This is a genomic window from Streptococcus thoraltensis DSM 12221 (genome assembly GCF_000380145.1).
GTDB lineage: Bacteria > Bacillota > Bacilli > Lactobacillales > Streptococcaceae > Streptococcus > Streptococcus thoraltensis.
The window spans coordinates 23,850-50,408 of the sequence record NZ_KB904620.1 but is presented as its reverse complement, the minus strand read 5'-3'; the positions used below and the strand labels follow the sequence as shown (position 1 = coordinate 50,408).

Genomic DNA, 26,559 nt, shown 5'->3' with positions numbered 1-26,559 from the left:
CTTTCCTCCTACTTGTGTTTTTTCTTCTGCGACTGTTTGGCCGCAGCCTTATAAAATGGCTTTTTAGCTTTCTCAAGATGGCGCCCCTTACCATTAGACTTTGATTTAGCCCCCCGCTGAGAACCCTTACCTTCTTTAACATCTGACTGACCACGACCAGTTTTAAGCTTACGCCCATGCCCACGCTCTTTGCGGTCTGATTTAACGACTTTTTCGATGACATCATAATCGCTTGGCAAGTATTCAAAGTCAATATCACCAGTTTCTTTGTCTGCACGGATTAATTTGATACGAATAGGTTGTCCTACTTTAAAAACCTTACCTGATTTTTCACCTTGAAGAGACATGGTACGCTCATTGTAGTTATAAAACTCAGGTAGAGTTATCACGTGTATCAAGCCTTCAATGGTATTTGGCAACTCAACAAAGAGGCCGAATTTAACCACAGAAGCCACAACACCGTCAAACTCTTCACCCACGTGCTCTTCCATATACTCAGCTTTCTTCATGGCTTCCACCACGCGCTCAGCATCAATAGCGCGACGCTCTAGTTGTGAAGAAGAGGTGGCTAATTCTGGAACCACATTGGCGAAATGCTCTTTCATTTCAGATGTAGCACCTTGAGAGTATTCGCGAATCATGCGGTGTACCAAGAGGTCAGGGTAACGACGAATTGGGCTGGTAAAATGGGTGTAGTACTCGGCAGCCAAACCATAGTGACCATGATTATGCTCTGAATAACGAGCTTGTTGCATAGAACGAAGCAGCATCATATTGAGCACTTCTGAGCCGGGTTGCCCTTCCATTTTTGCCATGAAATCTTGCAGAGCAGACTGAGATATTTTTGAAGCTGTTCCCTTGATTTGAACGCCAAAGACACTAGCGTAATCAATGAATTTCTGTAATTTTTCTGCCTTAGGTTCTTCGTGAATACGATAGATAAAAGGCAAATCATTTTTTGAAAAATGTTCCGCAACACATTCATTTGCTGCCAACATGAAGGATTCAATCATGCGCTCAGCGATACCTCGACTACGCACTACGATGTCTACAGGTATCCCTTTATCATTGACGATAATTTTGGCTTCTGAGGTGTCAAAGTTAAGCGCACCACGACGCACACGCATCTCTTCTAAAATCTTATGCAAGGCAGCCATATAGTGAACAGAATCCACAATGGCTTCATACTTCCCTAGAAGTTCTTGATTACCAGCAATCATCTCATTGACATCGCTATAAGTCATACGATAGGTGGTATTAATGACCGATTGACAGATTTGGTAATCAACCACTTTCCCTTGAGGATTAATTTCCATAATTGCAGACTGAGTCAAGCGGTCAACGTTTGGATTAAGAGAACAGATGCCGTTAGACAAGCGTTCTGGCAGCATTGGTACCACACGGTCTGTCACGTAAACTGAAGTCCCACGCGCCACAGCTTCACGATTAAGGGCGGATCCTTCTGTCACGTAATATGATACATCTGCGATATGAACGCCTAGTTCAAAGTTCCCATTATCCAACTGTTTGATATGAACAGCGTCATCCAAGTCCTTAGCATCAGCACCATCAATGGTAAACGTCATTTCCTTACGAAGGTCCACGCGACCCATTAAGTCTTTGTCGCTTGGAGCATCTGGTACCGCATTAGCTTCTGCCATAACATCTTCTGGAAATTCTGAAACAATATCCATGGATTCCAAAACTTCAAGAACGTCGATACCCACATCCCCTTGATGCCCAACAATATCACGAACCATCCCAACGAAATAATCATGACCGCGGACAGGGTATTTATCAATATCAACCTTGATGATTTCAGTACCATCAAGAAGAACAGGTTCTTTTTTGATATAAATTTTTTGTTGAATTTTTTGATTTTTAGACTTGATGTAGCCGGCGTATTTGGGTTTTTCATCATCTAAAATGAATTTACCAACAACTGTTTTTAACGCATGATCAACAATCTTAACCACACGTGCTTCTGCTGCTGTTCCTTTTAGGCGATCAGCCGGCTTTTTGACAATAACTTCTACAGTATCCCCATCAACAGCATAACCAACGTCATTACGCCCAATAAACATGTCATCTTCATTTTCATCTACAAAGAGAAAGCCAAAACCTGCTTTGTTAGCACGAAAAACACCCTGAACGGTAATCTGTTCTTTCTTCTCCTGTGGTTTACGAAGTGACAGCATACCATCGTCATTAAAACGAAGCTCTCGCTTACTTTCCATTTTGGAAATTTCTTTAATCAGAAGAGGGAATTTCTTAGCGCCAGCCATGTCCAAGCTAGCTGCTAAATCATTGATGTTTGACTTCCCATGCTCCTTTAAATATTTTAAAATTTGTTCTTTCATAGTTTCCTTACTTTAGTTGTCGCATCTAGCGACGATTTAAAAAGGGCCTGACAATTGTCACGGCCCAAAGTTCTTAACGACTTGATAATAATACAAGTAAAAATGCAATTAATAGCCAAAAGAAGACGAGTATACCTGTAAAACGTTGCATAAAGGCTTCAAAACCGCGTGCCTTAGAACGTTCAAAAAGGGCCTCAGAACCGCTACTATCAAATACATTACTCCCAGGATTTTTTTGTGGTTGCATGAAAATCGCAATAACCAAAACAACCGAAATCACTAAGAGTGCTGTTAAAAGCAAATTGTACATCTTTTTCCTCCAATACTGTCCTTACAAGATTACCATAATTCCCCTTAAGATTCAAGGTGTAAGGTTACTTTACGCTCTTTTGGACAATATTTTGGTACCTGAATTTTTTCTGGGTGCGTCACCTTATTTTTACTAGTCAAATAATTCTTACTGCCGCACTCACTGCATTTTAAATTAATTTTAACGCGCACTTAGATTTCCTTTTTTGTAAGATATTTCCTAAAGTTAACAAGACTCCAAATAAAATTGAAAAAGACAATAGCACTGGTTACGTAAAAAACCGAACGATAACCCATGCCAGCTGCAACGGCAGACCCAACAAAGGGACCGATGACCTGACCAAAGTTGGTAAACATCTGGTTGTAGGCAAAAATTCGTGAAATCCCTTCCTTAGGTGTCAAACGCGTCAACAGTGAATTGACACTGGGCATCAATGCACCAGTACCAAACCCAAAGAGGAAGCGCCAAATTCCAAGCTCTAAACTGGTTTCAGACCTGGCTAGGAAAAGATAAATGATTGAGCAATAAAGCAGCCCCATGAGAATCAGACGGTGATTCCCAATCTTATCCCCTGCTTTTCCAAGACGCGAACTTGAAATCATACTGGAGACGCCCATAGCTGAGACGATGGCTCCTGAGACAAACATAAGATTTTCCGTTTGTCCCAAATGGCGTATATAAAGCGTTAAGATTGGTGCTACCGACTGGGCTGAAATTTGGATAATCATGCTCGTTACAAAAAGACCTACTAACATCTGTTTATCTTTAATACGCTCAAACAATTCTTTAGTTGACCAGGCATCAACACGAGCAACTGGTTTAAAGTCTTCTTCAATCATAAAAATCGTCATAAGACAGACCGACAAGAGTAGAAAGCCCACTAAGAGAAAGACATTTTTTATACCCACTAACTCTGCTAAAAAACCGCCAAAAAGTGGACCAATCAAGCTTCCTCCAATAACACCGGTTGCTAAGGTTCCCAAAGCATAACCCGTCTTATCTTGTGGCGCTTGCGAAGCAATAAGAGCATTCGAATTAGGAATGAAGCCAGCAAACATACCATTTAAAATGCGTAAGACCAGCAGCCAAAAAACATTGGGAACAAAAGCAAGACCTCCCATAGTCAAGGTCATGACAAAACTAGCACGAATCATCATGGGTTTACGACCATAGCGGTCAGCCAGTCTCCCCCACATGGGAGCAAATAAGCCAGAGGCTAGAGCTGACAGTGAAACAGCCAAGCCGGAGTATAATTCTACCAAACCTGGCTTAGCACCTAGCTGCTCGACATAAAGTGGCATAAACGGCATGACAAGCGAAAAGCTTGCTCCAGCAAGAAAACTACCAAACCAAGCTATTTTGAGATTCTTTTTCCAATCAACTTCTATAGGTATCCTAATCATCTTCTCTCTATTTATTATAACAATGCTCACTATTATATCATAAACTATCACAAAAAAACGATGGAATCAAACCATTATTACCGATTAAAGGAAGTACTCAAATCAAGCAAACAGTTTGATCGAAAGGTTAGCGTTTTCGTAAACTACCTAAAATGCCACGCACCAATTCACGGCTAACAGTTCTGATTGCTGAATTAACAAAAGTGTCACGCGCCTTCTCAAATTCTGATTTAGGTTTACGAGCCTTACGTCTGGCTTCTTTTTCAGCTTCCTTAGCCGCTTTTTCCTCGATTTTTTGCTGCTCTTCCGCTGTCTTTCGGGCTGTCTCTTCTGCCACTTTCGCTGCCAAAAGCTCATAGGCGGATTCGCGATCTACAGCTTCTGCATACTTGTCATAAAGTGGTGATTGATTGATTAAGCCCTGCATCTCCATAGCTGACAGTGTATCAAAGCTGGATTTTGGCGGAATAATGAACGCACGTTCCACGACTGCCGGTTGAGCATCTGGAGTAAGAAAGGAAATGAGAGCTTCTCCGACCTCAAGATTGGTAATGGCTTGCACAGTATCAATGTCGGGATTTTGTCTAAAAGTATCAGCCGCTGTTTTGACTGCCTTGATTTCCTTTGGCGTGTAGGCACGAAGGGCATGTTGGACACGATTACCCAACTGAGCCAAAATCGTTTCTGGCAAATCTAAAGGATTTTGCGTGATGAAGAAAATCCCCACTCCTTTTGAGCGAATCAAACGAACCATCTGCTCTACTTTTTCCACAAAAGCCTTCGGCGCATCCTTGAACAAGAGGTGGGCTTCATCAAAGAAGAACACAAACTTAGGCTTGTCTAAATCACCGACTTCTGGCATGCTCTCATAGAGTTCAGCCAACAGCCACATGAGAAATGTCGCATAAAGCGTTGGTGATTGGAAAAGTTTGGTGGCGTTGAGAATATTGACAATCCCCTGCCCCCTATCATCAAGTGCAATAAAATCCGTCAGCTCCAAAGCAGGTTCACCGAAGAAAGCACCTCCTCCCTCTTGTTCTAAAACCAAGAGGCTGCGTTGAATAGCTGCCACAGACTGTTTGGCAATATTACCATAGATAGCTGAATAATCACTGGCATGATCATAGATTTCTTTTAAAAGAGCTTGCAAATCTTTTAAATCAATTAAAAGCCAACCTTTTTCATCAGCCACCTTAAAGACGACGTTTAAAATACCTTCTTGTGTGTCGTTAAGTCCCAAAAGACGAGATAACATCAAAGGTCCCATTTCACTGATAGTCGCTCTAACAGGAAGACCAGCCTGCCCCAAAACATCCCAAAGACCTACTGGAAAAGCTTGGGGTTCAAAGCCATCATAACCAATCTTTTCTAAACGTTTCTTAAGTTTATCGGTTAAGACACCCTCCTTAGCCATATTAGCCAAATCACCTTTAATATCTGCCAAAAAGACAGGCACACCAGCTAAACTCAACTGCTCAGCTAAAACCTTCAAAGTCACTGTCTTACCAGTTCCTGTTGCTCCTGCAATAAGGCCGTGGCGATTGAGCATATTTAACTGCATCATAATCGGTTCTTTTCCTACACCAACTTGAATTTCTGCCATCCTATTTCTCCTATATCTATGATGAGATAATACTTACCTTTATTTTAGCACATTGACTGACAGGTTAGTTTTTAGCATTGCCGAAAAACTTTAAAAGAACGTTTAGCGAAATCTGCATCGCCCAACCAACACTCACAGCAAATAAAACAGTCCCAATACCTAAAGTACCACCTAAAAGCCAGCCTAGAAGACTAACAGTCACTTCAATACCCGTTCTAACCACCGACACGCGCCATCTTGTTACTTGACAAAGACCAACCATTAGACCGTCTCTGGGACCAGCTCCCATGTGACAGGTTAGGTAAATAGCCGACGCTAAACCGACTAAAAAGATACCTAAAACCGCCAAAAAAAGACGAGCCATAAGTGAGTCTGGACTGTCAAACATGGCTACAACCGCTCCTAAAACCCAGGCGATGATAATCATATTTAAAATAGTGCCAATACCCGGCTTAATCTTTATCGGAATCCAGGATAAAAGCGCCAGACCAGAAATGATAAAGGTCATGACTCCCAGCTGAATACGCAATTGTTGTGATAAGCCTTGAGATAAAACAGTCCAAGGTGTTGAGCCTATATTAGCTAGAACTAAACAAGCATCTCCCAAGCCAAACAAGACCAAACCAAACACCAAAACCAGCAAGGATTTTGGATTTAAATCCCAGAACCCCCTAGCTGTCCAAGGCATTTGCGGAATAACTTTACTTTTTGACATGATTCACTTCCTTTAATAGACGATCGATTTGCTCATAAGTATCCAACAAATCACCACTATTGTCAATAACCTTATCTGATCGTTTCTTTTTTTCCTCTAAAGAAAGCTGCGCTGAGATACGTTGTTCAGCTTGTTTTTTACTATAACCATTTCGCTTCATAAGACGTTGTAGTTGCTGCGCTGGATCAAGGTAAACAAGCCAGACCTGATTGAGCTGGCTTTGATAATCCTGTTCAAACAGAAGAGGAATATCCATGAAAACCAAGTCATATTTTTCCAATAAAGCATCTCTTCTCGCCAGCAATTCCTGCCGAATAATCGCATCCTGCAAAGCTGAAACTTCTGCTCGAACTTTTTCATCCGAGAAAAATTGCTCAGAAAGCGCTTGTCTATCGAGCTCTCCGTCAGGAGCTAGGATTTTAGACCCATAAAAATCCAACAAAACCTGATACAATTTGCCACCTTTTGTTTGAAGCTCATGAACGATAGCATCTGCATCGATAACCTCAAAACCTTTTTCTCTAATATAGTTAGTTACCGTTGACTTGCCTGAAGCAATACCACCAGTGATACCAATTGTTACTGTCATATCTTTTGGCACTTGGGACAGTAATGACTGCCCCTTCCTCCTACTTGTATTTTTTCAATAGCTGCCCCACAGCGTTGACAAGGCTGTCCTGTCAATCCATAAACTTGTAAATACTGCTGCATGGTGCCATCTTCGCCAAGGGCATTGCGGTAAGTCCGAATAGTTGAACCACCCTTTTCAATCCCCAACTGCAAGATACGAATGGTCTCATCATGCAGACGCTTGATTTCCGTCTTTTTAAGGCTGGAACTGAGCCGCAAAGGGTGGACCTTAGCAGCCCAGAGCACTTCGTCTACGTAGATATTACCCAAACCAGCTACCAAAGTTTGCTCTAAGAGGTAGGGTTTGATTTTTTTACTGGATGAAAGCAAGGTGCTCTCAAATGGAGCTAGTTTAAACGTTTCTTTGCTAGGTTCAGGTCCTAATTTCTTAGATACAAAATAAGCCACCTCTTGGGATGGCAACAGAATTTCCATAGTGCCAAACTTTCGCACATCTTGATAAACTAAGACAGAGTTATCCGTAAATGTAAAAAAGACATGAAAATGCTTGTTGTCAGGCACATTTTCTTGCCTGTCAAACATAAGGTATTTCCCCTCCATCCGCAAATGCGAAATGAGTAGCAAATCACCAAACTCAAAAATCAAATACTTACCACGACGACGCATGGCTTGAATAGTCATTTGACCATCAATGAGCGGTCTAAAGGAATCCAACCCCGTCACAGCAATCTTAGCAAAAGCAAAACGAATGTCTTTGATTTGCTTACCGACAACATACTTCTCCAAACCACGACGAACCGTCTCAACCTCAGGTAATTCAGGCATAATTAAGATACAGAGCCGTTAAGCGACACAAAGAAAAATAGGAATACTGACGGTGATGCCCTAGCATCTAGGAAGTATTATCTTTTTTCACAGTGTCGTAGGCGAGTTCAATTAAGCTCGCTAACCGGCGCTCTCCTTTCTAAAAAATTAATAAATTAAAGTGACAAACCATCATCTAGTAAGTTCTATCTAATTTCCGAGCTTTTCGCTCGGGTTTAGGTCAGCTTACAAGACCCTATCCTTTCTTAAAATGATATTTATTTGTAATAGGAATACTGACGACAATGCCTCAAGCATCTAAGCAGTATTATCTTTTTTCACAGTGTCGTAGGCGAGTTCCATTAATACTCATCCAAAATCAAAAACTAACTTTCTGTAACCATTGTCTGTTGACGATGGTTTTTAGTACTCTTCAAAAAGCAAAAACAGACCTTATTGACGTGATTTGATGGACTTTAGTCCTATCTGTATCGGCGTTGCCTAGTTTGCTTTTGATTTTCATTGAGTATAAGCTCACTAACTGGCTCACTCCTTTTTGTCAATAACTATCAACCTAAAAATCAGAGCAATATGAGTTAGCTTTTTTGCACGGTGTTTAGGGCAGAGCCATTCAAAAAACATACCTTTTATTTTTTAACAAGGTTATGTCACCTTAAAACAATTCCGTACAATCTAACCTTATCATTAACACCTGTGTCTAAGTAACATTTATCTTTTTGACATCATCCATAGCTCGTATTTACTTATGAACACCAGCTATCCATTACTTTCTAAAAAGTTGCTTTTATCCACCTATACAAAAAGGAAATATTAAAAATACTTCCTTACTAAGTCGTCATTAACATTACGTTCATAAAAAAGTTCAGATAACGTCTTGTCAAAAAAATAGGAAACATCTCATCCATAGAATCTGCCAAGTCAATCTTACCTGACAATAAGTCCTGACGAGATAGCCACTTGACTTCTCCTTCTTCCGACGATGTCAAAGTCCCTGAAAAGTCCGATGTTCGATACAAAAAGACCAAATATCGAATCCCATCTCCCTGTGTATGAAAATGTTGGATGCCAACCAATTCCGGATGTTGAACCCTTAACCCAGTCTCTTCAAAAATTTCACGGACAACAGCCTCATGTAAACTCTCTCCTTTTTCGGACGAAAGATAAAAAGCTTCGCTTTTTCTATTTCCAACCTAAAATAGTCTCTCCCCAGACTATTTTAGCCACCCGGAAATACCGCCCCAGACCAGTCGTAGCGTTTTGGATCCCTGATTTGAACAACAAAATTGCCATCTTTATCTTCAACCAGGCACATATTGGTCAAAATGACATCTTCACTACGTGGCATACTACTCTCCTTTAACGTCCTACTTGGAAATTTCCTAAAAAATACTCGTCCAACATCACCTTATGTTGCGAGCTGAATAGCTCTATATTTGCAATTTCTTCTTCTGAAAAGAAAGCTAATTTCAGGGTTTCTTCATTTGTAAATCTGATTTATATCAGTTCATCTTGTTTCCAAGTTCGAATTAAAAAGATTCCCTGAACCTACAATCCGTCTCCTTCTTATTTCAAGGTTAGCAGGCTATTGAGGTCACTTTCCTGACCTTAATACTCTTTTTCATTATAACCAAAGTCGGCGAGGTCAAGTTTTTTGTCTCGCCAGTTTTTCTTAACTTTGACCCAAGTTTCAAGGAAGACTTTATCTCCTAGCATGAGTTCAATATCACGGCGAGCCATGGTTCCAATCTTTTTGAGCATAGCACCTTTTTTACCGATGACAATCCCTTTTTGGCTATCACGTTCTACCATGATAGTCGCTCGAATATGAACTTTATCGGTTTGTTCATCACGTTTCATAGACTCAATCACAACAGCGATAGAATGCGGTACTTCTTGCTGTGTTAAATGAAGCACCTTCTCGCGGATCATTTCAGAAACCAAGAAACGCTCTGGATGATCGGTGATTTGATCCTCTGGGAAATACTGGAATCCTTCCTCAAGATTATCTTTGAGGATTTCCATCAGACGATTAACATTATTTCCCTGCGTGGCTGAAATCGGTACAATTTCCTTAAAGTCCATTTGATCTTTAAAGTCATCAATCTGCGCCAAAAGTTGTTCAGGATGCACCTTGTCAATCTTGTTGATAACTAGAATCACAGGCACCTTAGCTGCTTTAAGGCGTTCGATAATCATATCGTCACCTTTACCACGTTCTTCGTCTGCAGGTACCATAAAGAGGACCGTTTCCACTTCACGAAGTGTACTGTAGGCTGATTCCACCATAAAATCACCCAAGGCAGTCTTAGGTTTATGAATCCCAGGTGTGTCTATAAAGACAATTTGCTCAGTATCTGTTGTGTAGATACCCATAATTTTATTACGCGTTGTTTGCGCCTTATCACTCATGATGGCAATTTTTTGCCCCATAACATAATTTAAAAATGTTGATTTCCCAACATTAGGGCGACCTAAAATCGCCACAAAACCACTTTTAAATGACATAAATATTATTCACTTTCTCCAATTCTCTAATTCCCTAACGAGCATTCGTTAAGGACTATTATTGTTCATTCAAAAACCAGCTGCCACATCTTAGGTATAAAGATGATAAGACCGGTTATTAAAGCATATACCGAAATCACTAAAACAGCACCAGCAGCCATATCTTTAGCATTTTTAGCCAGCATGGAGAAATGGTAATCGCTCGCCAAATCCACCACATTTTCAATAGCTGAATTGATAATTTCAAACGAAATCACCAAAAAAATACTAAGGAGCAAAAATAACCACTCTACAGCTGAAATTTGGAAAACAAGTCCTGCTATCACTGCCAGAAGAGTTGAAATCATATGCTTGCGCATATTTCGCTCTTCCTTATAAGCATTGACCACCCCAGTCACAGCAAACTCCATACTAGCTGTCAAGGTTCGGTTTTTCCATTTTTTTTGCTTATTGTCTTGTGAGTCCATAGGCACTTAAAATCTCTTCCTGTAGTCCGAACATCTCTACTTCTTCTTCCGGTGTGTAGTGGTCATAGCCATTGATATGAAGGAATCCATGAACTGCTAAGAACCCCATTTCACGTTCAAAGGAATGCCCATACTCTTCAGCTTGCTCGCGCGCTTTATCAATAGAAATAAAAAGCTCACCGATATAAGCGTCAAATTCTTCCATCATTTCGGCTAACTCAGGATTTTCCGCCAAATCCTCCTCATCAAAAACAATTGGATTTTCCGGCTTGTACTCCAAACTAATGACATCTGTCGGACGATCTGTGTCTCGATATTCCAGATTTAACTCGTGACTTCGCTCATTGGTCACAAATGTAACAGCCATTTCCTTGTCAGCTTTTCCAGTTTTTTCAGCTGCAAATTCAAGCAAATCAAGTGTTTGCTTCTTGATCTCTTCAGAGACTTGTCCTGTCTCATCAATCATCTCTATATACATATTAATTAGATACTAATCACCACTATATCTAAGTGAGATTTTACCCTTTCTTCAATTTCTTATAGTCCTTTCATTATACCATAAATCCCATTTAACCTCTCTACCAACCTTATAGATACTTTGACAATAAAATCATTTTTATTGTGAAAATAGCAACATCATGCTATCCTAGTATTGAAAGAAATTTTTTAGGAGGTATCATTATGGATACATATTCACGATTCACCGAATCTCTCTTTGGAGCTGTTCCAGGGGCAATTCGTATTATCGTTTTAATTCTAGTTGCGCTTATTGTTGCTGCCATTGTCAAAAAACTTGTTGTTAAAGGTCTTGCTAAATTAGCTCCTGTTGCTAAATTATCAAAATGGGGATTGGTCAAACCAACTCAGGATGAGAAATCACTTATTAAAGGTTTCGGTCAATTCGCCTACTTCCTAGTCATCTTGTTCTTCTTACCAGCCATTCTTTCTGGTCTTGGAGTATCAAGTGTTGTTGACCCAATCTCAAACATGTTTGCTAAATTCTTTGGTTTCTTGCCAAATGCTGTAGCAGCCGGTCTTATCCTTTTTGTCGGAGTTTTCCTCTGCAAATTCGTTAAGAACCTTGTCAGCAGCCTCTTGGTGAAACTGCCATTTGAAAAATGGATGAGTAAACTCTTTGATCAAGATATTGATCAAGCTAAAGTCAACGAAGTCAAAATCGCTGATGTGCTTGCATCCATCGTTTACGTCCTTCTCTTTATCCCAATTCTCACACTTGCCCTTGAAACACTTGGAATCAAATCATTATCAGAGCCAATCGTTGGCTTGCTTGACCAAGTGATTAACTTTATTCCAAACATCTTGGTTGCTGTTGTTCTCTTGGCAATTGGTGGCTTCATCGCCAAATTACTTAGCAACTTACTTGAAAAAGTTCTTAAAGCATCAGGTATCGATAACTATTCACAATACCTCAGCGTCAAAGGTCAGGCTGAATACCAAATCTCAACTGTACTTGCTAACATCGTCAGCGCCATCATCTTAGTATTCTTCTTTGTCCAAGCCCTTGCAACCCTTAACCTTTCAGTGCTTAACACAATCGGTCTTGCTATTATTGCATACCTCCCTGCTATTATTAGCTCACTAGCTATTCTTGGACTTGCCATCGTTCTTGGTAATGTTCTTGCTGGCTTCATTGCTAAATCTACTAGCAGCAAAGCACTCGGTGAAGTTGTTCGTTACGGCTTAATCGCTCTTGCCATCTTCATGGCGCTCGATCAATTGAATATTGCTCAAGCTATCGTTCAAACAACATTCACAATTATCCTTGGTGCTGTTGCCGTTGCGTTTGCCCTTGCCTTTGGTCTTGGTGGTAAAGCCTTCGCAGCCCGCCAACTCGAAAAATTGGAAAACTTTCTTAACAAGAAATAAACTGCGATAACACCAATAAGCATCTCATAGGGAGGTGCTTATTTTTTGATTCAAAAAACGAGTCTGGGACAAACTATTTTCATTTTAATAATTCTTTACTATCTAGCTATATGAGATTGATAGGACTATAAAAACGAACAAGATAGTTTTCTGTTGGAAAAACTCTATCTTGCTCGTTTTTATGTTTTGTGTCAGACTTTTATCCCAAACATCTAATCATTTTAAATAATTATTTTTTAGCCTCATCTTCAGGCAATGCTCCAATCACTTCATAGGTTGTTAAGCCTGATTTTTTAGCAGCTTTTGATTCTTCAGATAGTTTTTGAATAGCTTCTGTGCGTGGTTTCGTTTCATATGCATCGATAATTTCCGCTACCACTGGATGGCGAACCACATCCTTAGCTGATAAATGCACAAAATCTATCTGCTTAATAGACTTCAACTTTTCAGACGCATCAATCAAGCCCGATTTCACATTACGAGGCAAGTCAATCTGACTAGTATCCCCATTAACAATCATCTTCGAATTAAAACCGAGTCGGGTCAAAAACATCTTCATTTGCATAATCGTAGTGTTTTGAGCCTCATCTAAAATGACAAAAGCATCATCCAGCGTACGACCACGCATATAGGCGAGAGGGGCAATTTCAATGATTTCACGTTCCATAAGACGAGCTGTCTGCTCCTTGCCCAAAATTTGATAAAGAGCGTCATAAACAGGACGAAGATAAGGATCAACCTTTTCTTTTAAATCTCCTGGTAAAAATCCTAAACTCTCACCAGCTTCAACCGCAGGACGGGTCAAAATAATCCGTTTTACCTGTCCACGCTTGAGAGCTGTTACAGCCAAGGTCACCGCAAGGAAGGTTTTACCAGTACCAGCAGGACCAATACCGAAAACCACATCGTGCTTTTTAACGCTATCCACATACACTTTTTGACCAAGTGTTTTTACGCGAATGGGTTTGCCATAGCTATCTTTGATAATTTCCTCTTCATAGAGAGCCACGAATTTATCAATGGTACCATTTTCTGCCATAGAGAGTGCTGTCACCACATCTGATGTGTTCACTGTCATCCCACGCTCCACAAGAACGAGAAGGGCTTGGATGGTAATACGTGCTAATTCTACCGCTTCTTGCTCGTCAGCCAAAATCTGAACGCGTTCTGTTCTGGCATGGATAATCACATGGAGGTGTTCTTCAATAAGGCGCAAATGACGTTCGTTAGTTCCAAAGAGAGCCAAGACATCATCGGGATGGTTGAGGGTAATTTCTACAGAATAGTCTTGCAAAGTTAAATCCTTTTCTTCATTAAATTAGTATCATTATATCAAAAAATCCCTAAGAATAGGGATTTTGTATATGGCAACTTAGTGTGCTAAATAGTCTTCCCAAATCTGATCAAAATGACTAAGATTAAAAGCAAAACTAGCTTCATCTTCCAAATAACGGCTAATCGTGTCAAAGTCATCTGTGTGTTTAGGAAAGGTTGTGTCCTCAAAAGCCAAGTCGGCTAAAACAGCAACTGGCTCATCTGATTTAGGGTTACGTTCAGTCATCAACCACGTGTAAAAGGATTTTCTCAATGCCAATTCTCCTCTAAGAACTGATGACGGATAGCGCTAGATGCCGCATAACGCTCTGGATTAGTTTTATAAAATCCCTGATGATAATCTTCTGCTTCATAAAAAGTCTCAGCAGGTTCAATCGTTGTCACAATTGGTTTATCGAAACGCCCTGACTCCTGAAGAGCGGACTTAGATTTCTCAGCAATCGTTTTTTGCACTTCAGTTGTATAGTAAATCACTGGACGGTAGTTATCCCCACGATCTTCGAATTGTCCAAAAGCATCTGTTGGGTCCGTCTGTGCCCAATAAAGTTCCACCAAGTCTTCATAAGAAACTTTTTTAGGGTCAAAGATAATTTCCACAGCTTCTGTGTGACCAGTTGTATGACTGCAAACTTGCTCATAAGTTGGATTTGGTATATGACCTCCTGTGTAACCACTTCGAACTGACAGGATACCATCTTGTTCTTCAAATGGTTGCACCATACACCAGAAGCAACCTCCTGCAAATATCGCTCTTTCCATATCATACCTCATTCTTATTTTTTCTAATTGTAACAAAAAAACCTCAGATTGTCTGAGATTCTTTCATATTTTTACTGACAATTAATCAATTAATTCTGTTCCTAAAGCATCCTGCTTAATTTTTTTAGCCTTCATTAAACCGCCAAGGGCTTTTTTAAACTGTCCTTTAGAAATGCCAAAAGTTGCCTTAATATCGTCTGGGCTAGATTTGTCATTAAGTGTCATGAAACCACCATTTGACTCTAAATAGGTCAAAATCATCTGAGCATCATTTTCCAACATTTCAAAAGAGCGAGGTTTAATCGATAAATTCAAAGTACGATCAATTTCTCGGAATCCAATGACACGGGCGTCTAAAACTTGACCTAAACGAGGTTCAGCATAACGTTCACTTGGATGAATAAACCCTAACATATTGTTTTCTGGTAGATAAACAAAAGTACCCGATAATTTGAGACGGTAAACAATGGCTGGCCAAGTTTGATTTTGCATATTATCGTAGGCTGGGGAAGCCATTTTCTGAAAAACTTCAGCTTCGGCAGGTAATCCCCAAATACGATCTTTACGGTCAACATCAAGTTTTATGTAAAGACGGTCTCCTTTTTTAGGCCACAATTCTTTCATCTCAGGAAGAAGGTCCAAAGAGACGACAATTTCCTTATCTGGAACACCGGTATCTAAAAAGACACCTAAATCACGACGAACATCTGTCACAGTTCCCCAGCCATAGCTGGTTCTAGTCGTAGCCACTTCCTTAGTTGTCAAACGTGGTTTTTGTTTCATATCAGTGTAGGCAAATCCTTTGACCATATCACCGATTTGATGGTCTCCCTCTTCTTTTAGAAGGGCAAACGTAATACCGTCTTTTTGCACAAAATAAAATTGTGCATTTTCATCTGTTACCATGCCGCTGATAACTGTTCCTAGTAATTCATTCATATTTGTTTCTCTATTTCTTTTTAAGAAAAGGCAGTAGGACAAAATCGCCCCGATCGGGTCTTTCATCACACCGCCTTTTATTTTTTATGCTTATCTAAGATTAAACTTCTAAGAGTTCTTTTTCTTTGTTAGCAACCATGCTGTCAATATGCTTAACAGCCTCATCTGTTGCTGCTTGAATATCTTTTTCAAGACTTCTCAAATCATCTTCAGTGATTTCGTTGTTTTTCTCTTGTTTTTTAGCTTCATCCATAGCATCACGGCGGATATTACGGATAGCAACTTTTGAGTTTTCCCCAACCTTTTTCACTTCTTTAGCCAGTTCTTTACGAGTTTCTTCAGTAAGTGGTGGGATAACCAATCGAATAACTGAGCCATCATTGGCAGGGTTAATACCAAGATCAGATTCATTGATAGCACGTTCAATATCTTTGATTGATGATTTATCAAATGGTGAAATCAAAAGTACACGAGCTTCAGGAACAGTGATTGATGCTAGTTGGTTAAGAGGCGTTGGTGCTCCATAGTATTCCACTTGAATACGATCCAAAAGACTTGCATTAGCACGTCCAGCACGAATGCTAGCAAATTCACGAGCAAGTGATTGGTGTGATTGTTCAAAACGTTCTTTTGCGTTTACAATAATTTCTTTTGTCATTATGTTTCCCTTATCCTTTTATGCTTTATTTGATACCGTTGTGCCGATTTGCTCTCCAAGAACTACACGTCTGATATTTCCTGGCTCATTCATATTAAATACAACTAAGTCAATATCATTGTCCATTGAGATTGCAGAAGCTGTAGCATCCATGATTTTTAGACCACGCTTGATAACTTCCCCATGTGTTAATTCGTCGAATTTAACCGCATCTGCATTTTTACGTGGGTCATCATTATAGACACCATCAACTCCATTTTTAGCCATAAGAATGGCATCTGCATCAATTTCAGCAGCACGAAGAGCAGCTGTCGTATCTGTTGAAAAATAAGGAGAACCAATCCCAGCTCCGAAAACAACCACACGGTTCTTTTCAAGGTGACGAAGAGCTCGTCCACGAATATAAGGTTCTGCTACATTGTGCATAGCAATAGCTGTTTGAACACGGGTATCAACCCCCTCTTGTTGAAGGCTATCAGCCATAACAAGGGCATTCATAACAGTACCGAGCATACCAGTGTAATCCGCTTGAACACGGTCCATCCCAGCTTCCGCAGCTGGCTCACCACGCCAAAGGTTTCCACCACCGATAACAAGGGCAATCTGTATGCCTGATGCATGAACCTCAGCAATTTCTTTTGCCATCTCTTGAACAGTTTTGATGTCAATACCAACACCACGGTCACCTGCCAGAGCTTCTCCAGATAATTTAATCAAAACACGTTTATATTTTGGTTGAACCATGTTCTTCTCCTCAATACTAATTGACATGATAACACATCATTATCTCTACTATTTTATCATAAAGAAGCTTAATTTAGTAGCCTCATTACACTGTGTTTTTGTATTTTTTGGCAAATACATCTTTTTAACAGTTCTAAAATAAGGTTAGCCAGTTTGGAGTATAAAAACATCTCAGAGAAATATCATGTTGTTTACGACAAACACGTTAGAAAATCTCCGAAATGCAAATTCAGATGGCTACAAAAGATAAAGAGTTAATAGATAGTAGAGCTTTCATCGAACACTAGAGCATATAGGAGAGGGACACACAGCAATCGCTAGCTTGTAGATTTGCTTGGAAAAGCGCCACAAAGCATTCATAATAAAATCAAGCGCTGTTTAGTTAGATAACCAATACAAAAAGAAAGTTTGAAACAGGCCATCGTACCGAGCGGGCAAAAACTATCTATAGTGAAAATAAAGTCAGGTTCGATCCTCCTGTAACTCACACCACATACGTGAAACAGATATTTCCGAATTATAGCCAAATGAATTCACTTTCAGAACAAGGAACAGAAAAGACGCAGAACAGTACTGGATACTCTTCGAAAATCAAAAGCAGACCTTATTACCTTGATTTGATGACCTTCAGGTCTATCTACTATCTGTGTCGCCTAGTCTGCTTTTGATTTTTATTGAGTATTACTTTTGGATACAAAGAAAAAAGATTGAAGAAAAATGTTCAAAATAAACTTTTCCTTCAATCTGAAACACTTAACGAAGTAAGCATCTTTTATAAACTACTGATTAAAATGAGTTAGGATCAACTTTGATACCAACACCTTGAGTTGTAGTAAGTGTCAAGTTTGTGATGTAAGTACCTTTAGCTGTTGATGGTTTTGCTTTAACGATAACGTCGTTAAGAGCTTTAAAGTTTTCAACCAATTTCTCATCTTCAAATGATACTTTACCGATAAGAGCTTGAACATTACCAGCTTTGTCAGCACGGTAAGTGATTTTTCCACCTTTAGACTCTTCAACTGCTTTAGCAACATCCATAGTTACTGTACCAGTTTTAGGGTTTGGCATAAGGTTACGAGGTCCAAGGACACGTCCAAGACGACCCACAACTGCCATCATATCAGGTGTAGCGATAACAACGTCAAAATCTAACCAACCACCTTGAATTTTTTGAACAAGGTCGTCTTCACCAACGAAGTCAGCACCAGCTGCTTTAGCTTCTTCAGCTTTAGCACCACGCGCGAAAACAAGAACGCGAGAAGTTTTACCAGTTCCAGCAGGCAATACCATTGCACCACGGATTTGTTGGTCAGCTTTTTTAACGTCGATGTTAAGGTTGTATGATACTTCTACAGTTGCATCAAATTTTGCGAAGTTTGTTGATTTAGCAAGCACTACAGCTTCTTCAACGCTGTAAGCTTTTGTGCTGTCGATTTTTTCAAGCGCAGCACGCATTTGTTTACTTTTTTTAGCCATTATAAAATTTCTCCTTGTAATGTGGTAATAGCGATTTTCATCTCCCACGTCACTCATCGAAATAGACGATGAAGTTTAGCGGGTTCAGGGTCTCTTACTGATTAGTCAGTAACAGTGAATCCCATAGAACGAGCAGTACCTTCGATCATACGCATAGCAGACTCAACTGACGCTGCGTTCAAATCTGGCATTTTAGTTTCAGCAATTTCTTGTACTTGTGCACGAGTAACTGATGCAACTTTCGTTTTGTTTGGCTCACCAGAACCTTTTTCAACACCTGCAGCTTTTTTCAAAAGAACAGCAGCTGGTGGTGTTTTAGTAACGAAATCAAATGATTTGTCTTCGTATACTGAGATAACAACTGGGATAATCATACCAGCTTGGTCAGCTGTACGAGCGTTAAACTCTTTAGTGAATCCCATGATGTTGATACCGGCTTGACCAAGTGCTGGTCCAACTGGTGGAGCTGGTGTCGCTTTACCGGCAGGAATTTGAAGTTTTACAATGTTTTCGACTTTCTTAGCCATGAATAAAATCCTCCTATTGTGGTTATGTCGGTAATTTAAAGATTTTTACCTCCCACAAGCATGCCATTAGCATACCTTTCTATTATACTTATTTTGAAGCAAATTTCAAGTTTTTTATGCTTTTTTTCTTAAAATGATTTACTTTAATCAAGATAATCGTTAAAATAAGCTTATGTCAGTATTCATGTTTAAAGTGCTCAGTGCGAGTCTACTTATTTTAACTCCGATTTTTACCTATATCATTTGCAAATTTTTCAAGTTGGGACGCCTTGGTATCAAATTTCCAGATATTACCATTCCTTTATATATATTTGAAATTATGGTAGCGAGCTCACAGTTTTTTAAGCACAGTTTTATCTACTATTACTTGATAGCTATTTCCATCCTTGCGATTGTCGTTGCCAGCTGGCAATTCCTAAAAAGCAAAAAGTTTACTTATAAGAGATGGTTCAAATTTTTTTGGCGCCTCAATTTCTTTTTGACCTTTATTTTTTTCTTAGCTACTCTTATTCTTCTATTTCAGCATTCTTCCTAATGGAACAATCTGAGTTTAATATTGTGCAAAAAGGCAGGTCCTATTCAAAGGATTTGCCTTTTTAACGTCACATGTCCCACGACTTATTAACCAGTCACCACATCAAAAACTAATCTAAGGATTCTCACTAACAACCGATTAAAAAATACAATAGCCCTCTGACTGAAGTCTTCATGCTACTAAAAAATGCCGCCATAACCTGCATTGGGATAAGTGACTAGCTCCCTCTTAGAAAATTTTTAGGCAAGCCAGATAGAAAATCATCATTTTCTGCGAAAACGTCATTGGACTGATTATAGTACCATCTATCACAACTATTACCAAATAATCTCCACTAAAGTTTCCTTACGGCTTAGTCAATCACTCCTTTGTATTTCTTTTCTCTGGCGCACTACCAATCAAGTAGAGGTCATCACTTCATCGTAAACATCTCGTTAGTTATTTTCTCCTGATTTTCCCAAAAAACTGACGATCGGATTATCTCGAAAATTTTTTTCAAAAATCACTTGACATTAACCTTACGTTAATTTGTATACTAAAATAGTGAACGATAAAAAACGTCGTTCACTGATTATCTTGCAAGATATGACATAGAGAGGAAACAAGCATGACTTATTCGATTGGGCAGTTGGCTGAACTCTCCGGTATTAGCACGCGCACTCTTCGGTACTATGAGGCTCTTGGGATACTTCTACCTTCTCGTAAAAATGACAGTGGCTACCGCTTTTACGGTGAAAAGGAGGCCGACATCCTGCAACAAATCCTTTTTTATAAGGAGCGAGGTTTTGAACTCAAGCAAATTAAGGAATTACTCATTCAAGAAAATCTTGATATTATGACGCGTTTAGAAGACCATTTACTAGATTTAAAAGCCAAAAAGGCGAGATTGGAAGCCATGATTGATAACCTCGAACACACTATTCAAGCACAGAAAGGAAAATCAACAATGACGGCACAAGAAAAATTTCAAGCATTTAAAGAGAAACAGATAGCAGAAAATGACGCAAAGTATGGAACTGAACTCCGGAATACCTATGGAGAAGAAGAAATCCACAAAGCTAATCAACACTTTGCTCAGATGAATGAAGAAACTTATAAACAGTGGCAAAAGCTAGATCAAGACATTAAAACCTTACTTCATCAAGCGATAGTGGAAGGATGGACGGTTGAAGATGAAAGAAGCAAGGAAATCGTTCAACTTCATAAAAAATGGCTACAAATTGCAGACAAGAACTACTTAGTTGAAAAACATATCGGTATCGCTCAGCTATACACGGCTGATGAACGTTTCACAACTTACTATGATGACACCACAAAAGGCTGTGCTGCTTTTTTAACTGCTAGCATCAGTCACTGGGCAAAATTAATTGATTAATTGATTAAAAAAAGCTGATAGTAGCTTAACCACTACTATCAGCTTTTTTGCTTGTACATCTTAATCTACTATGAATAAGCATTGAGACAACTAACAAAGAAAATCCTTATTGCCTTTGATTATGTCAATAAACATCAAAAACTATTCATGAATTTCAAGCGGCAATCCATCTGGGTCAAAAAAGAAGGCCATTTTCTTTCTATCAAAATCATCCCAGCGCAAGGGTTCATGACGGATGCCTAAGCGGTCAAATTCTGCCAAGCAAGCTTCCACATCAGAAACTCTAAAAGCTAGATGGCGAAGCCCCTGATGTTCAGGATTTGGCGGGGTAGGCCTTACTGGAGAATCTGGTTTGATGAAAATCTCTAAAACCAAATTGCCTTGACGAACATTGAAAAGAATATCTTTTTTCTCTGGGCGAATATGCTCATCCAACTGTTCAAACCCTAAAAGATCACAATAGAAATGACGCGTCTTATCATAGTCACTACCAATAATGGCTACGTGATGAATACTATCAAAATTCATAATCTATCTCCTTCCTATTGTGGGGGTTGTAGAACTTTTCTTGGTTTTGTTCCTTCTGCCGGACCAATAACACCTGCTTCTTCCAGCTCTTCCATAAGACGTGTCGCTCGGTTAAAACCAACAGAAAGTCGGCGTTGAATCATAGAAGCACTCGCTTTTTGAGTTTCTAAAACCAAGGCCTTTGCTTCTTCAAACAGAGGGTCACCCTCACTAGCACCGCCACTGGAGCCTTGCAGATCAGCCTCTGTTACGTCACCCGGATCAAAGGAATCATCGTACTCAGCTTCTGCTTGATCCTTGATGAAGGTCACTATTCGCTCGACATCATCATCTGAAATAAAGGAACCTTGCAGACGAACGGGGTGGTTCTCATCAATCGGTTTAAATAACATATCACCGCGACCAAGTAATTTTTCAGCACCATTTTCATCCAATATCGTACGACTATCTGTACCAGATGAAACAGCAAAAGCGACACGAGATGGCACATTAGCCTTGATAAGTCCTGAAATAACATCAACAGACGGACGTTGCGTCGCCAAAATCATATGAATACCGGCGGCACGCGCTTTTTGTCCAAGGCGAATAATGGCATCTTCTACTTCTTTGCTGGCAACCATCATCAGATCTGCCAATTCATCAACGATGACAACAATAAGCGGTAATGGGATGTGTTTTTCTTCCGAATTAGCATTCCACGCTTCTACTTTGGCATTGTAGCCTGCAATATTACGAACGCCAAACTGACTAAAGAGTTCATAACGGTTTTCCATTTCATCAACCACTTTTTGTAAGGCTTTGCTGGCTTTGCGAGGATTGGTCACAACGGGAATGAGGAGATGGGGAATATCATTATAAACAGAAAGTTCAACCATCTTAGGATCGACCATCAGAAACTTGACTTGATCAGGGCGTGCTTTCATGAGAATGCTTGAGATAATGCCATTTACCGCCACCGATTTACCCGAACCAGTCGAGCCAGCTACAAGTAAGTGCGGCATTTTGGAAAGATCAAAACTACGAGCCGTTCCATTGACTGCCTTTCCAAGCGGAATTTCTAGGAGATTTTCAGGCTTGGCACTAGACTGCTCCCAAAGCTCACGGAAAGAAACAGTAGCAATCTCTGAGTTAGGGACTTCAATACCAACCAAGGATTTTCCAGGAATCGGCGCTTCAATGCGAACATCTTTAGCTGCCAATGCTAGCGCCAAATCATCCGCTAAATTAGAAATACGATTGACACGGACGCCAACAGCTGGTTTAACTTCATACTTGGTAACAGATGGACCAATTTCTGCACGTTCAACCTTAACATCAATGTTGAAACTTTTGAAGGTGTCTTCGAGAATCTTGATATTTTGACGGACAATAGTTTTCTCTTTGGTCTGGCTCTTAGGCTTATCAGCCGCAAAGAGATCGATCCCCGGAAGTTTATAATTGAGGTGTTGTTTTGGAGTGAAGTCTACAAGAACTTGTGACTCGGGTTCATTATCCAAGTCATCCAAATCTATCGATTCCGTTGGCATTTCCATCTCTTGATTATCAGGCTCATAAGCATTAGCTGGCGAATTCTCGAATAAACTTTCATCAAAAGTCGGAATCTCATCAGCTTCATCTGGCACATAGCCTACAATCTCAATATCACGGATTGCACTTTCTTCTTGACTCTCTTCAGCCTTAAAGGAACTGTCCTCTAGAATTTCACCCGTTTCTGAATCAATATTAAGAGATGCTAGACGTTCAGCTTCCGCTTTTTCAGCTGCTTCCTGCTCTTTTTTCTCCAAGGCTAATTGACGTTTTTCTTCTCGGCGAACAAACCGTTCCTGCTTGTTAATTTCATGCTTAGCCATCCATTCATCACGTTTTTGTCGGAGAAATTCTAATAAGTCATAGAGATCCCATGAACTAATAATGAAAAGACCGATTGCGATAATGAGAAATCCAATAAAGAAAGCCCCTATATTAGTAAACAAAAAGGCTGTCGGTTTATACAAAATAGCACCAAACATACCGCCACCCAGAAACTGAGTCACGCTAAAATGACTAAGATCCCTATAAATGAGACGAGAAGTAGATTTAAAAACTTCCTGACCTTGCAAGAAAGGTTGCGTATAAAGGTAGGCATGCCATTCTAATAAGAGACCGACAAAGAGGGTCACAAACCCTGTCATAATGCCTTCATGCCTTTGAAACCATCTAAAGCCAAAGAGACTAGCAAGGATTAAGAAGATGGCTGGGTAAGCCAAACTTCCTACAAAAAAGCGAATGATGTTGTAGACGGTTACACCAAACACTCCCAGTCGTGTGACTCCAAATAAAAGAATAATTGCCACTAAAAAGCTTATAACCATGCGTCTGATAGCAGCTTGTTTCGCGATTTCTGCCTTGGTAGGACGACGTTTTTTCCTGCCTTTATCTTTTGTTTTTTTTCTTGTTTTTACCATGACTCCATTATAGCATATTTTGAAAAAGCATTTTCTTCACTAACTAAAAAAAAAACGAAAGTCAAAAACAGTCCGAAACTTTTTCAAAAAACAGATAATTGTTATAGCTACTTACCCTTTAGTCCCCTTCTGCTAGCAAGACATTGAGGAAAATACCAAACATATCTTTCAATGCTTTTCATCAAGCTCCAGAAGAGTTTGATTGGAGTCTGTCACGGATTCAGTGAGATGTATTTTACAAGGCCCATAAAAATTTTTATTAACTTTGTAGTGTTGGTAGTAGTCGTAGACTAAATGATTTTCTTCAAGAAAATGGATAACACTATCAATCGTCTGTTTAGATATTCCCAGAACTTTCATCATACAGTCAAATCAATTAACTGTCAGACAAGGAATGGAGACGCAGAACAGTACTTGATACTCTTCGAAAATCAAAAGCAGACCTTGTTAACTTGATTTGATGACTTTCAGTTCTATCTGCTATCTGTGTCGCCTAGTCTGCTTTTGATTTTCATTGCGTATGAGTATGGCAAATCGAACGTGACCATGTCTTAAAGTTAATTCAAAAGACTATAAAAAAAGTAGGACAACAATCAAACGACCCTAGTTACCGATTGTTATCCCACACTCTCTATAAATAATCGTAATTACCAATTATGTTCATCCACATTTTCTTTTGTCACAAGAAATATTGGTGATACCGTTTCTTTATCAATTTTTTTACCTTGATAGTAGTCAATAGCTGCTTGAATGGCAATCTCTCCCATCTTAGCAGGTTGTTGGGCAATCGTTGCTGACATGTCACCTTTTTTAATGGATTCATGTGCATCTGGCTGACCATCAATACCAACAATCAAAACATTATCTAGTCCAGCTGCTTTGGCTGCTTGAGCTGCTCCCATAGCCATTTCATCGTTTTGTGCGAAAATTGCTTGGACCGCTTTATTTCCTTGAATCATGTTTTGAGCAGTGTTGAGGGCTTTAGCACGATCGAAGTTTGCTGATTGGCTTGATAAAATATCCAATTGATTGTTAGCAACGTCATTAAATCCTTTACCACGATCCACAGTGGCTGACGCTCCAGGTACTCCTGATAATTCAAACGTTTTAGCATTTTTTCCTAGTTCTTTGATGATATAATCTGCTGCCATTTTACCTGCTTCAACATTGTCTGATGCTACAGTTGTTAGAACATCGCCACCATTGCTACCACGGTCAATCAAAATAACAGGGATGTTGGCAGAATTAGCCGCTTTAATAGCTGGTACAATAGCATCTGAATCAACAGGATTGATTAAGATAGCATCAACATTTTGACTAACGAAGTTTTGGACATCGTCCGCTTGTCTTGCAGCATCATCCTGAGCATCTGCTACTTTTAGCTTCACACTTTTATCTTTAGCGTATTGATCAATCCCTTCTTTCATGGCTACGAAATAAGGATTATTCGTTGTAGAGATTGAGACACCTAGATTTAAATCTTTAGCTTCTTTTTGGGTAACTGCTTTATCAGATTTACTTGATCCGCTATCTAATCCTGTTTTACCACAGGCTGCTAAAATGATAAGAAGGCTTAGAACAAGAAGAATACGACCAAATTGTTTAATGACTTTCATGATTGACTCCTTTATTGATTAGCTACTTTCAATCGATCCAGTAGCACAGCGATGATAATAACGATACCTTTAACAACTTGTTGCCAGAAAGCTGAGACTCCAATAATGTTAAGTCCATTATTTAAGACACCAATAATAAGGGCACCGATTAAGGTTCCGATAATACGCCCCTTTCCTCCTGACAGAGACGTTCCTCCAAGAACAACGGCTGCAATAGCATCCATCTCATAACTACTTCCCGCAGTTGGCTGAGCCGAACTTAAACGTGAAGTGATAATTAATCCTGATAAGGCAGCCATCATTCCTGAAATGGTATAAATAATAAGTTTTACTTTATTTAATTTGACACCTGAGATATACGCTGCTTTTTCATTGCCTCCTATAGCGTAGACAGATTTCCCAAATGCCGTTTTATGAAGTAACACATATAAGAAAATAAAAACAAGAAACATCAGGATGACTGGAAAAGGTATCCCAATAATATAACCTTGTCCAAGGAATTGGAACACAAAACTATCACCAAGCCCTGCCGTAATTGGATTACCATTAGTGTAGACGAGGGTTGCGCCTCTAAAAATTGTCATGGTTGCAAGAGTAACAATAAATGGTGCCAATTTCCCAAAGGAAATCAAGAAACCATTTAACATACCAAATAGTCCTCCTAAAAGAAGGGCTAGTAAAATAGCCAAGGGTACTGGCATGCCACTGCCTATAAAACCAGCTGACACTGCGCTAGATAGGGCTAAGATTGAGCCAACAGATAAATCAATACCACCGGTTAAAATAACAAAAGTCATCCCAAATGCAATAAAACCATTGGCTGTTACTTGTAAGAGCAAGTTAAGCAAGTTGTTGGTTGTTAAGAAATTAGGATTTAGCATGGTGATGACAACCATCAATGCTACTAGGGCAATCAGAGTTGTTAATTCTGATACATATTTCATTACTTGTTTCACA

Annotated in this window: 26 protein-coding genes and 1 pseudogene; 3 read left to right on the top strand and 24 right to left on the bottom strand. The window is 39.6% G+C overall.

Going from position 1 to position 26,559, the window contains the following annotated elements:
• Nucleotides 1-8: 8 nt before the first annotated feature.
• From rnr to ybeY, 12 genes and pseudogenes are all read right to left on the bottom strand, one after another.
• Nucleotides 9-2,360, bottom strand: a complete 2,352-nt coding sequence (gene rnr / locus A3IA_RS0108380) for a ribonuclease R (RefSeq protein ID WP_018380878.1) — start codon at nucleotides 2,358-2,360, stop codon at nucleotides 9-11.
• A 73-nt stretch (nucleotides 2,361-2,433) separates the two neighbouring features.
• Nucleotides 2,434-2,670, bottom strand: a complete 237-nt coding sequence (gene secG, locus A3IA_RS0108375) for a preprotein translocase subunit SecG (protein ID WP_018380877.1) — start codon at nucleotides 2,668-2,670, stop codon at nucleotides 2,434-2,436.
• A gap of 44 nt (nucleotides 2,671-2,714) precedes the next feature.
• Nucleotides 2,715-2,861 (bottom strand): 50S ribosomal protein L33, encoded by a 147-nt coding sequence (gene rpmG, locus A3IA_RS12740; protein ID WP_083902735.1) that lies wholly within the window; start codon nucleotides 2,859-2,861, stop codon nucleotides 2,715-2,717.
• Nucleotides 2,862-4,073 (bottom strand): multidrug efflux MFS transporter, encoded by a 1,212-nt coding sequence (locus tag A3IA_RS0108370; RefSeq protein ID WP_018380876.1) that lies wholly within the window; start codon nucleotides 4,071-4,073, stop codon nucleotides 2,862-2,864.
• 127 nt (nucleotides 4,074-4,200) lie between these two features.
• Nucleotides 4,201-5,676, bottom strand: a complete 1,476-nt coding sequence (locus A3IA_RS0108365) for a helicase HerA-like domain-containing protein (protein ID WP_018380875.1) — start codon at nucleotides 5,674-5,676, stop codon at nucleotides 4,201-4,203.
• Between the two features lie 64 nt (nucleotides 5,677-5,740).
• The gene (gene yczE / locus A3IA_RS0108360) at nucleotides 5,741-6,391 is read right to left on the bottom strand and encodes a membrane protein YczE (protein WP_018380874.1); all 651 of its coding nucleotides are present in this window, start codon (nucleotides 6,389-6,391) and stop codon (nucleotides 5,741-5,743) included.
• Nucleotides 6,378-6,980, bottom strand: coding sequence for a dephospho-CoA kinase (coaE, locus tag A3IA_RS0108355; protein WP_026217638.1), 603 nt, complete (start codon nucleotides 6,978-6,980; stop codon nucleotides 6,378-6,380). Before coaE ends, yczE begins: the two co-directional genes overlap by 14 nt.
• On the bottom strand, nucleotides 6,977-7,807 hold the full coding sequence (gene mutM / locus A3IA_RS0108350) for a DNA-formamidopyrimidine glycosylase (RefSeq protein ID WP_018380872.1): 831 nt from the start codon (nucleotides 7,805-7,807) through the stop codon (nucleotides 6,977-6,979). The genes coaE and mutM overlap by 4 nt, the downstream gene beginning before the upstream one ends.
• 810 nt (nucleotides 7,808-8,617) lie before the next feature.
• A pseudogene (locus A3IA_RS12015) lies at nucleotides 8,618-9,152 on the bottom strand (NUDIX domain-containing protein).
• 260 nt (nucleotides 9,153-9,412) lie between these two features.
• A complete protein-coding gene (gene era / locus A3IA_RS0108335) occupies nucleotides 9,413-10,312 on the bottom strand; it encodes a GTPase Era (RefSeq protein ID WP_018380871.1) in 900 nt (299 codons plus the stop codon).
• A gap of 65 nt (nucleotides 10,313-10,377) precedes the next feature.
• The gene (locus tag A3IA_RS0108330; protein WP_018380870.1) at nucleotides 10,378-10,779 is read right to left on the bottom strand and encodes a diacylglycerol kinase family protein; all 402 of its coding nucleotides are present in this window, start codon (nucleotides 10,777-10,779) and stop codon (nucleotides 10,378-10,380) included.
• Nucleotides 10,760-11,257 carry an rRNA maturation RNase YbeY gene (gene ybeY, locus A3IA_RS0108325; protein ID WP_018380869.1) on the bottom strand — a complete coding sequence of 166 codons (498 nt, stop codon included), beginning with the start codon at nucleotides 11,255-11,257 and terminating at the stop codon, nucleotides 10,760-10,762. Before ybeY ends, A3IA_RS0108330 begins: the two co-directional genes overlap by 20 nt.
• Nucleotides 11,258-11,460: 203 nt before the next feature.
• Between ybeY and A3IA_RS0108320 the strand changes: the two genes are divergently transcribed.
• Entirely contained in the window at nucleotides 11,461-12,666 is a 1,206-nt protein-coding gene (locus tag A3IA_RS0108320) for a mechanosensitive ion channel (protein ID WP_018380868.1), read from the top strand.
• Nucleotides 12,667-12,895: 229 nt separating this feature from the next.
• Here A3IA_RS0108320 and A3IA_RS0108315 read toward each other — a convergent pair whose 3' ends face one another.
• The 8 genes from A3IA_RS0108315 to rplK form a co-directional block, all read right to left on the bottom strand.
• Nucleotides 12,896-13,960, bottom strand: coding sequence for a PhoH family protein (locus A3IA_RS0108315; protein ID WP_018380867.1), 1,065 nt, complete (start codon nucleotides 13,958-13,960; stop codon nucleotides 12,896-12,898).
• Between the two features lie 78 nt (nucleotides 13,961-14,038).
• Nucleotides 14,039-14,254, bottom strand: coding sequence for a YozE family protein (locus tag A3IA_RS0108310; RefSeq protein ID WP_018380866.1), 216 nt, complete (start codon nucleotides 14,252-14,254; stop codon nucleotides 14,039-14,041).
• Nucleotides 14,251-14,760 (bottom strand): peptide-methionine (S)-S-oxide reductase MsrA, encoded by a 510-nt coding sequence (gene msrA, locus A3IA_RS0108305; protein ID WP_026217636.1) that lies wholly within the window; start codon nucleotides 14,758-14,760, stop codon nucleotides 14,251-14,253. Before msrA ends, A3IA_RS0108310 begins: the two co-directional genes overlap by 4 nt.
• A gap of 81 nt (nucleotides 14,761-14,841) precedes the next feature.
• The gene (gene cvfB, locus A3IA_RS0108300; protein WP_018380864.1) at nucleotides 14,842-15,699 is read right to left on the bottom strand and encodes an RNA-binding virulence regulatory protein CvfB; all 858 of its coding nucleotides are present in this window, start codon (nucleotides 15,697-15,699) and stop codon (nucleotides 14,842-14,844) included.
• Nucleotides 15,700-15,799: 100 nt separating this feature from the next.
• Nucleotides 15,800-16,357, bottom strand: a complete 558-nt coding sequence (gene frr, locus A3IA_RS0108295) for a ribosome recycling factor (RefSeq protein WP_018380863.1) — start codon at nucleotides 16,355-16,357, stop codon at nucleotides 15,800-15,802.
• 18 nt (nucleotides 16,358-16,375) lie between these two features.
• Nucleotides 16,376-17,101: a UMP kinase gene (gene pyrH / locus A3IA_RS0108290; protein WP_018380862.1), complete on the bottom strand. Its 726-nt coding sequence runs from the start codon at nucleotides 17,099-17,101 to the stop codon at nucleotides 16,376-16,378.
• 786 nt (nucleotides 17,102-17,887) lie between these two features.
• Nucleotides 17,888-18,577, bottom strand: coding sequence for a 50S ribosomal protein L1 (gene rplA, locus A3IA_RS0108285; protein ID WP_018380861.1), 690 nt, complete (start codon nucleotides 18,575-18,577; stop codon nucleotides 17,888-17,890).
• A gap of 101 nt (nucleotides 18,578-18,678) precedes the next feature.
• Nucleotides 18,679-19,104 (bottom strand): 50S ribosomal protein L11, encoded by a 426-nt coding sequence (gene rplK, locus A3IA_RS0108280; RefSeq protein WP_018380860.1) that lies wholly within the window; start codon nucleotides 19,102-19,104, stop codon nucleotides 18,679-18,681.
• Between the two features lie 172 nt (nucleotides 19,105-19,276).
• Between rplK and A3IA_RS12735 the strand changes: the two genes are divergently transcribed.
• Nucleotides 19,277-19,639, top strand: a complete 363-nt coding sequence (locus tag A3IA_RS12735; RefSeq protein ID WP_320879096.1) for a DUF3397 domain-containing protein — start codon at nucleotides 19,277-19,279, stop codon at nucleotides 19,637-19,639.
• A 607-nt stretch (nucleotides 19,640-20,246) separates the two neighbouring features.
• Nucleotides 20,247-21,014 (top strand): MerR family transcriptional regulator, encoded by a 768-nt coding sequence (locus A3IA_RS0108270; RefSeq protein ID WP_018380859.1) that lies wholly within the window; start codon nucleotides 20,247-20,249, stop codon nucleotides 21,012-21,014.
• Between the two features lie 141 nt (nucleotides 21,015-21,155).
• On the opposite strand, the gene gloA2 is transcribed toward A3IA_RS0108270, so the two are convergent.
• The 4 genes from gloA2 to A3IA_RS0108250 all read right to left on the bottom strand — a co-directional run bounded on the left by gloA2 (nucleotide 21,156) and on the right by A3IA_RS0108250 (nucleotide 26,558).
• On the bottom strand, nucleotides 21,156-21,542 hold the full coding sequence (gene gloA2, locus A3IA_RS0108265; RefSeq protein ID WP_017770026.1) for an SMU1112c/YaeR family gloxylase I-like metalloprotein: 387 nt from the start codon (nucleotides 21,540-21,542) through the stop codon (nucleotides 21,156-21,158).
• Nucleotides 21,543-21,556: 14 nt separating this feature from the next.
• On the bottom strand, nucleotides 21,557-23,986 hold the full coding sequence (locus tag A3IA_RS0108260; RefSeq protein WP_018380858.1) for a DNA translocase FtsK: 2,430 nt from the start codon (nucleotides 23,984-23,986) through the stop codon (nucleotides 21,557-21,559).
• Nucleotides 23,987-24,633: 647 nt separating this feature from the next.
• Nucleotides 24,634-25,602, bottom strand: coding sequence for a substrate-binding domain-containing protein (locus A3IA_RS0108255; RefSeq protein ID WP_018380857.1), 969 nt, complete (start codon nucleotides 25,600-25,602; stop codon nucleotides 24,634-24,636).
• 11 nt (nucleotides 25,603-25,613) lie between these two features.
• On the bottom strand, nucleotides 25,614-26,558 hold the full coding sequence (locus A3IA_RS0108250; RefSeq protein WP_018380856.1) for an ABC transporter permease subunit: 945 nt from the start codon (nucleotides 26,556-26,558) through the stop codon (nucleotides 25,614-25,616).
• Nucleotide 26,559: the final 1 nt, after the last annotated feature.

Coding starts and splice junctions, on each gene's coding strand:
- rnr (WP_018380878.1), bottom strand. CDS start 2,360: ATGAAAGAACAAATTTTAAAATATTTAAAGGAGCATGGGAAGTCAAAC.
- secG (WP_018380877.1), bottom strand. CDS start 2,670: ATGTACAATTTGCTTTTAACAGCACTCTTAGTGATTTCGGTTGTTTTG.
- A3IA_RS0108370 (WP_018380876.1), bottom strand. CDS start 4,073: ATGATTAGGATACCTATAGAAGTTGATTGGAAAAAGAATCTCAAAATA.
- A3IA_RS0108365 (WP_018380875.1), bottom strand. CDS start 5,676: ATGGCAGAAATTCAAGTTGGTGTAGGAAAAGAACCGATTATGATGCAG.
- yczE (WP_018380874.1), bottom strand. CDS start 6,391: ATGTCAAAAAGTAAAGTTATTCCGCAAATGCCTTGGACAGCTAGGGGG.
- coaE (WP_026217638.1), bottom strand. CDS start 6,980: ATGACAGTAACAATTGGTATCACTGGTGGTATTGCTTCAGGCAAGTCA.
- mutM (WP_018380872.1), bottom strand. CDS start 7,807: ATGCCTGAATTACCTGAGGTTGAGACGGTTCGTCGTGGTTTGGAGAAG.
- era (WP_018380871.1), bottom strand. CDS start 10,312: ATGTCATTTAAAAGTGGTTTTGTGGCGATTTTAGGTCGCCCTAATGTT.
- A3IA_RS0108330 (WP_018380870.1), bottom strand. CDS start 10,779: ATGGACTCACAAGACAATAAGCAAAAAAAATGGAAAAACCGAACCTTG.
- ybeY (WP_018380869.1), bottom strand. CDS start 11,257: ATGTATATAGAGATGATTGATGAGACAGGACAAGTCTCTGAAGAGATC.
- A3IA_RS0108320 (WP_018380868.1), top strand. CDS start 11,461: ATGGATACATATTCACGATTCACCGAATCTCTCTTTGGAGCTGTTCCA.
- msrA (WP_026217636.1), bottom strand. CDS start 14,760: ATGGAAAGAGCGATATTTGCAGGAGGTTGCTTCTGGTGTATGGTGCAA.
- cvfB (WP_018380864.1), bottom strand. CDS start 15,699: ATGAATGAATTACTAGGAACAGTTATCAGCGGCATGGTAACAGATGAA.
- frr (WP_018380863.1), bottom strand. CDS start 16,357: ATGACAAAAGAAATTATTGTAAACGCAAAAGAACGTTTTGAACAATCA.
- pyrH (WP_018380862.1), bottom strand. CDS start 17,101: ATGGTTCAACCAAAATATAAACGTGTTTTGATTAAATTATCTGGAGAA.
- rplA (WP_018380861.1), bottom strand. CDS start 18,577: ATGGCTAAAAAAAGTAAACAAATGCGTGCTGCGCTTGAAAAAATCGAC.
- rplK (WP_018380860.1), bottom strand. CDS start 19,104: ATGGCTAAGAAAGTCGAAAACATTGTAAAACTTCAAATTCCTGCCGGT.
- A3IA_RS12735 (WP_320879096.1), top strand. CDS start 19,277: ATGTCAGTATTCATGTTTAAAGTGCTCAGTGCGAGTCTACTTATTTTA.
- A3IA_RS0108270 (WP_018380859.1), top strand. CDS start 20,247: ATGACTTATTCGATTGGGCAGTTGGCTGAACTCTCCGGTATTAGCACG.
- gloA2 (WP_017770026.1), bottom strand. CDS start 21,542: ATGAATTTTGATAGTATTCATCACGTAGCCATTATTGGTAGTGACTAT.
- A3IA_RS0108260 (WP_018380858.1), bottom strand. CDS start 23,986: ATGGTAAAAACAAGAAAAAAAACAAAAGATAAAGGCAGGAAAAAACGT.
- A3IA_RS0108255 (WP_018380857.1), bottom strand. CDS start 25,602: ATGAAAGTCATTAAACAATTTGGTCGTATTCTTCTTGTTCTAAGCCTT.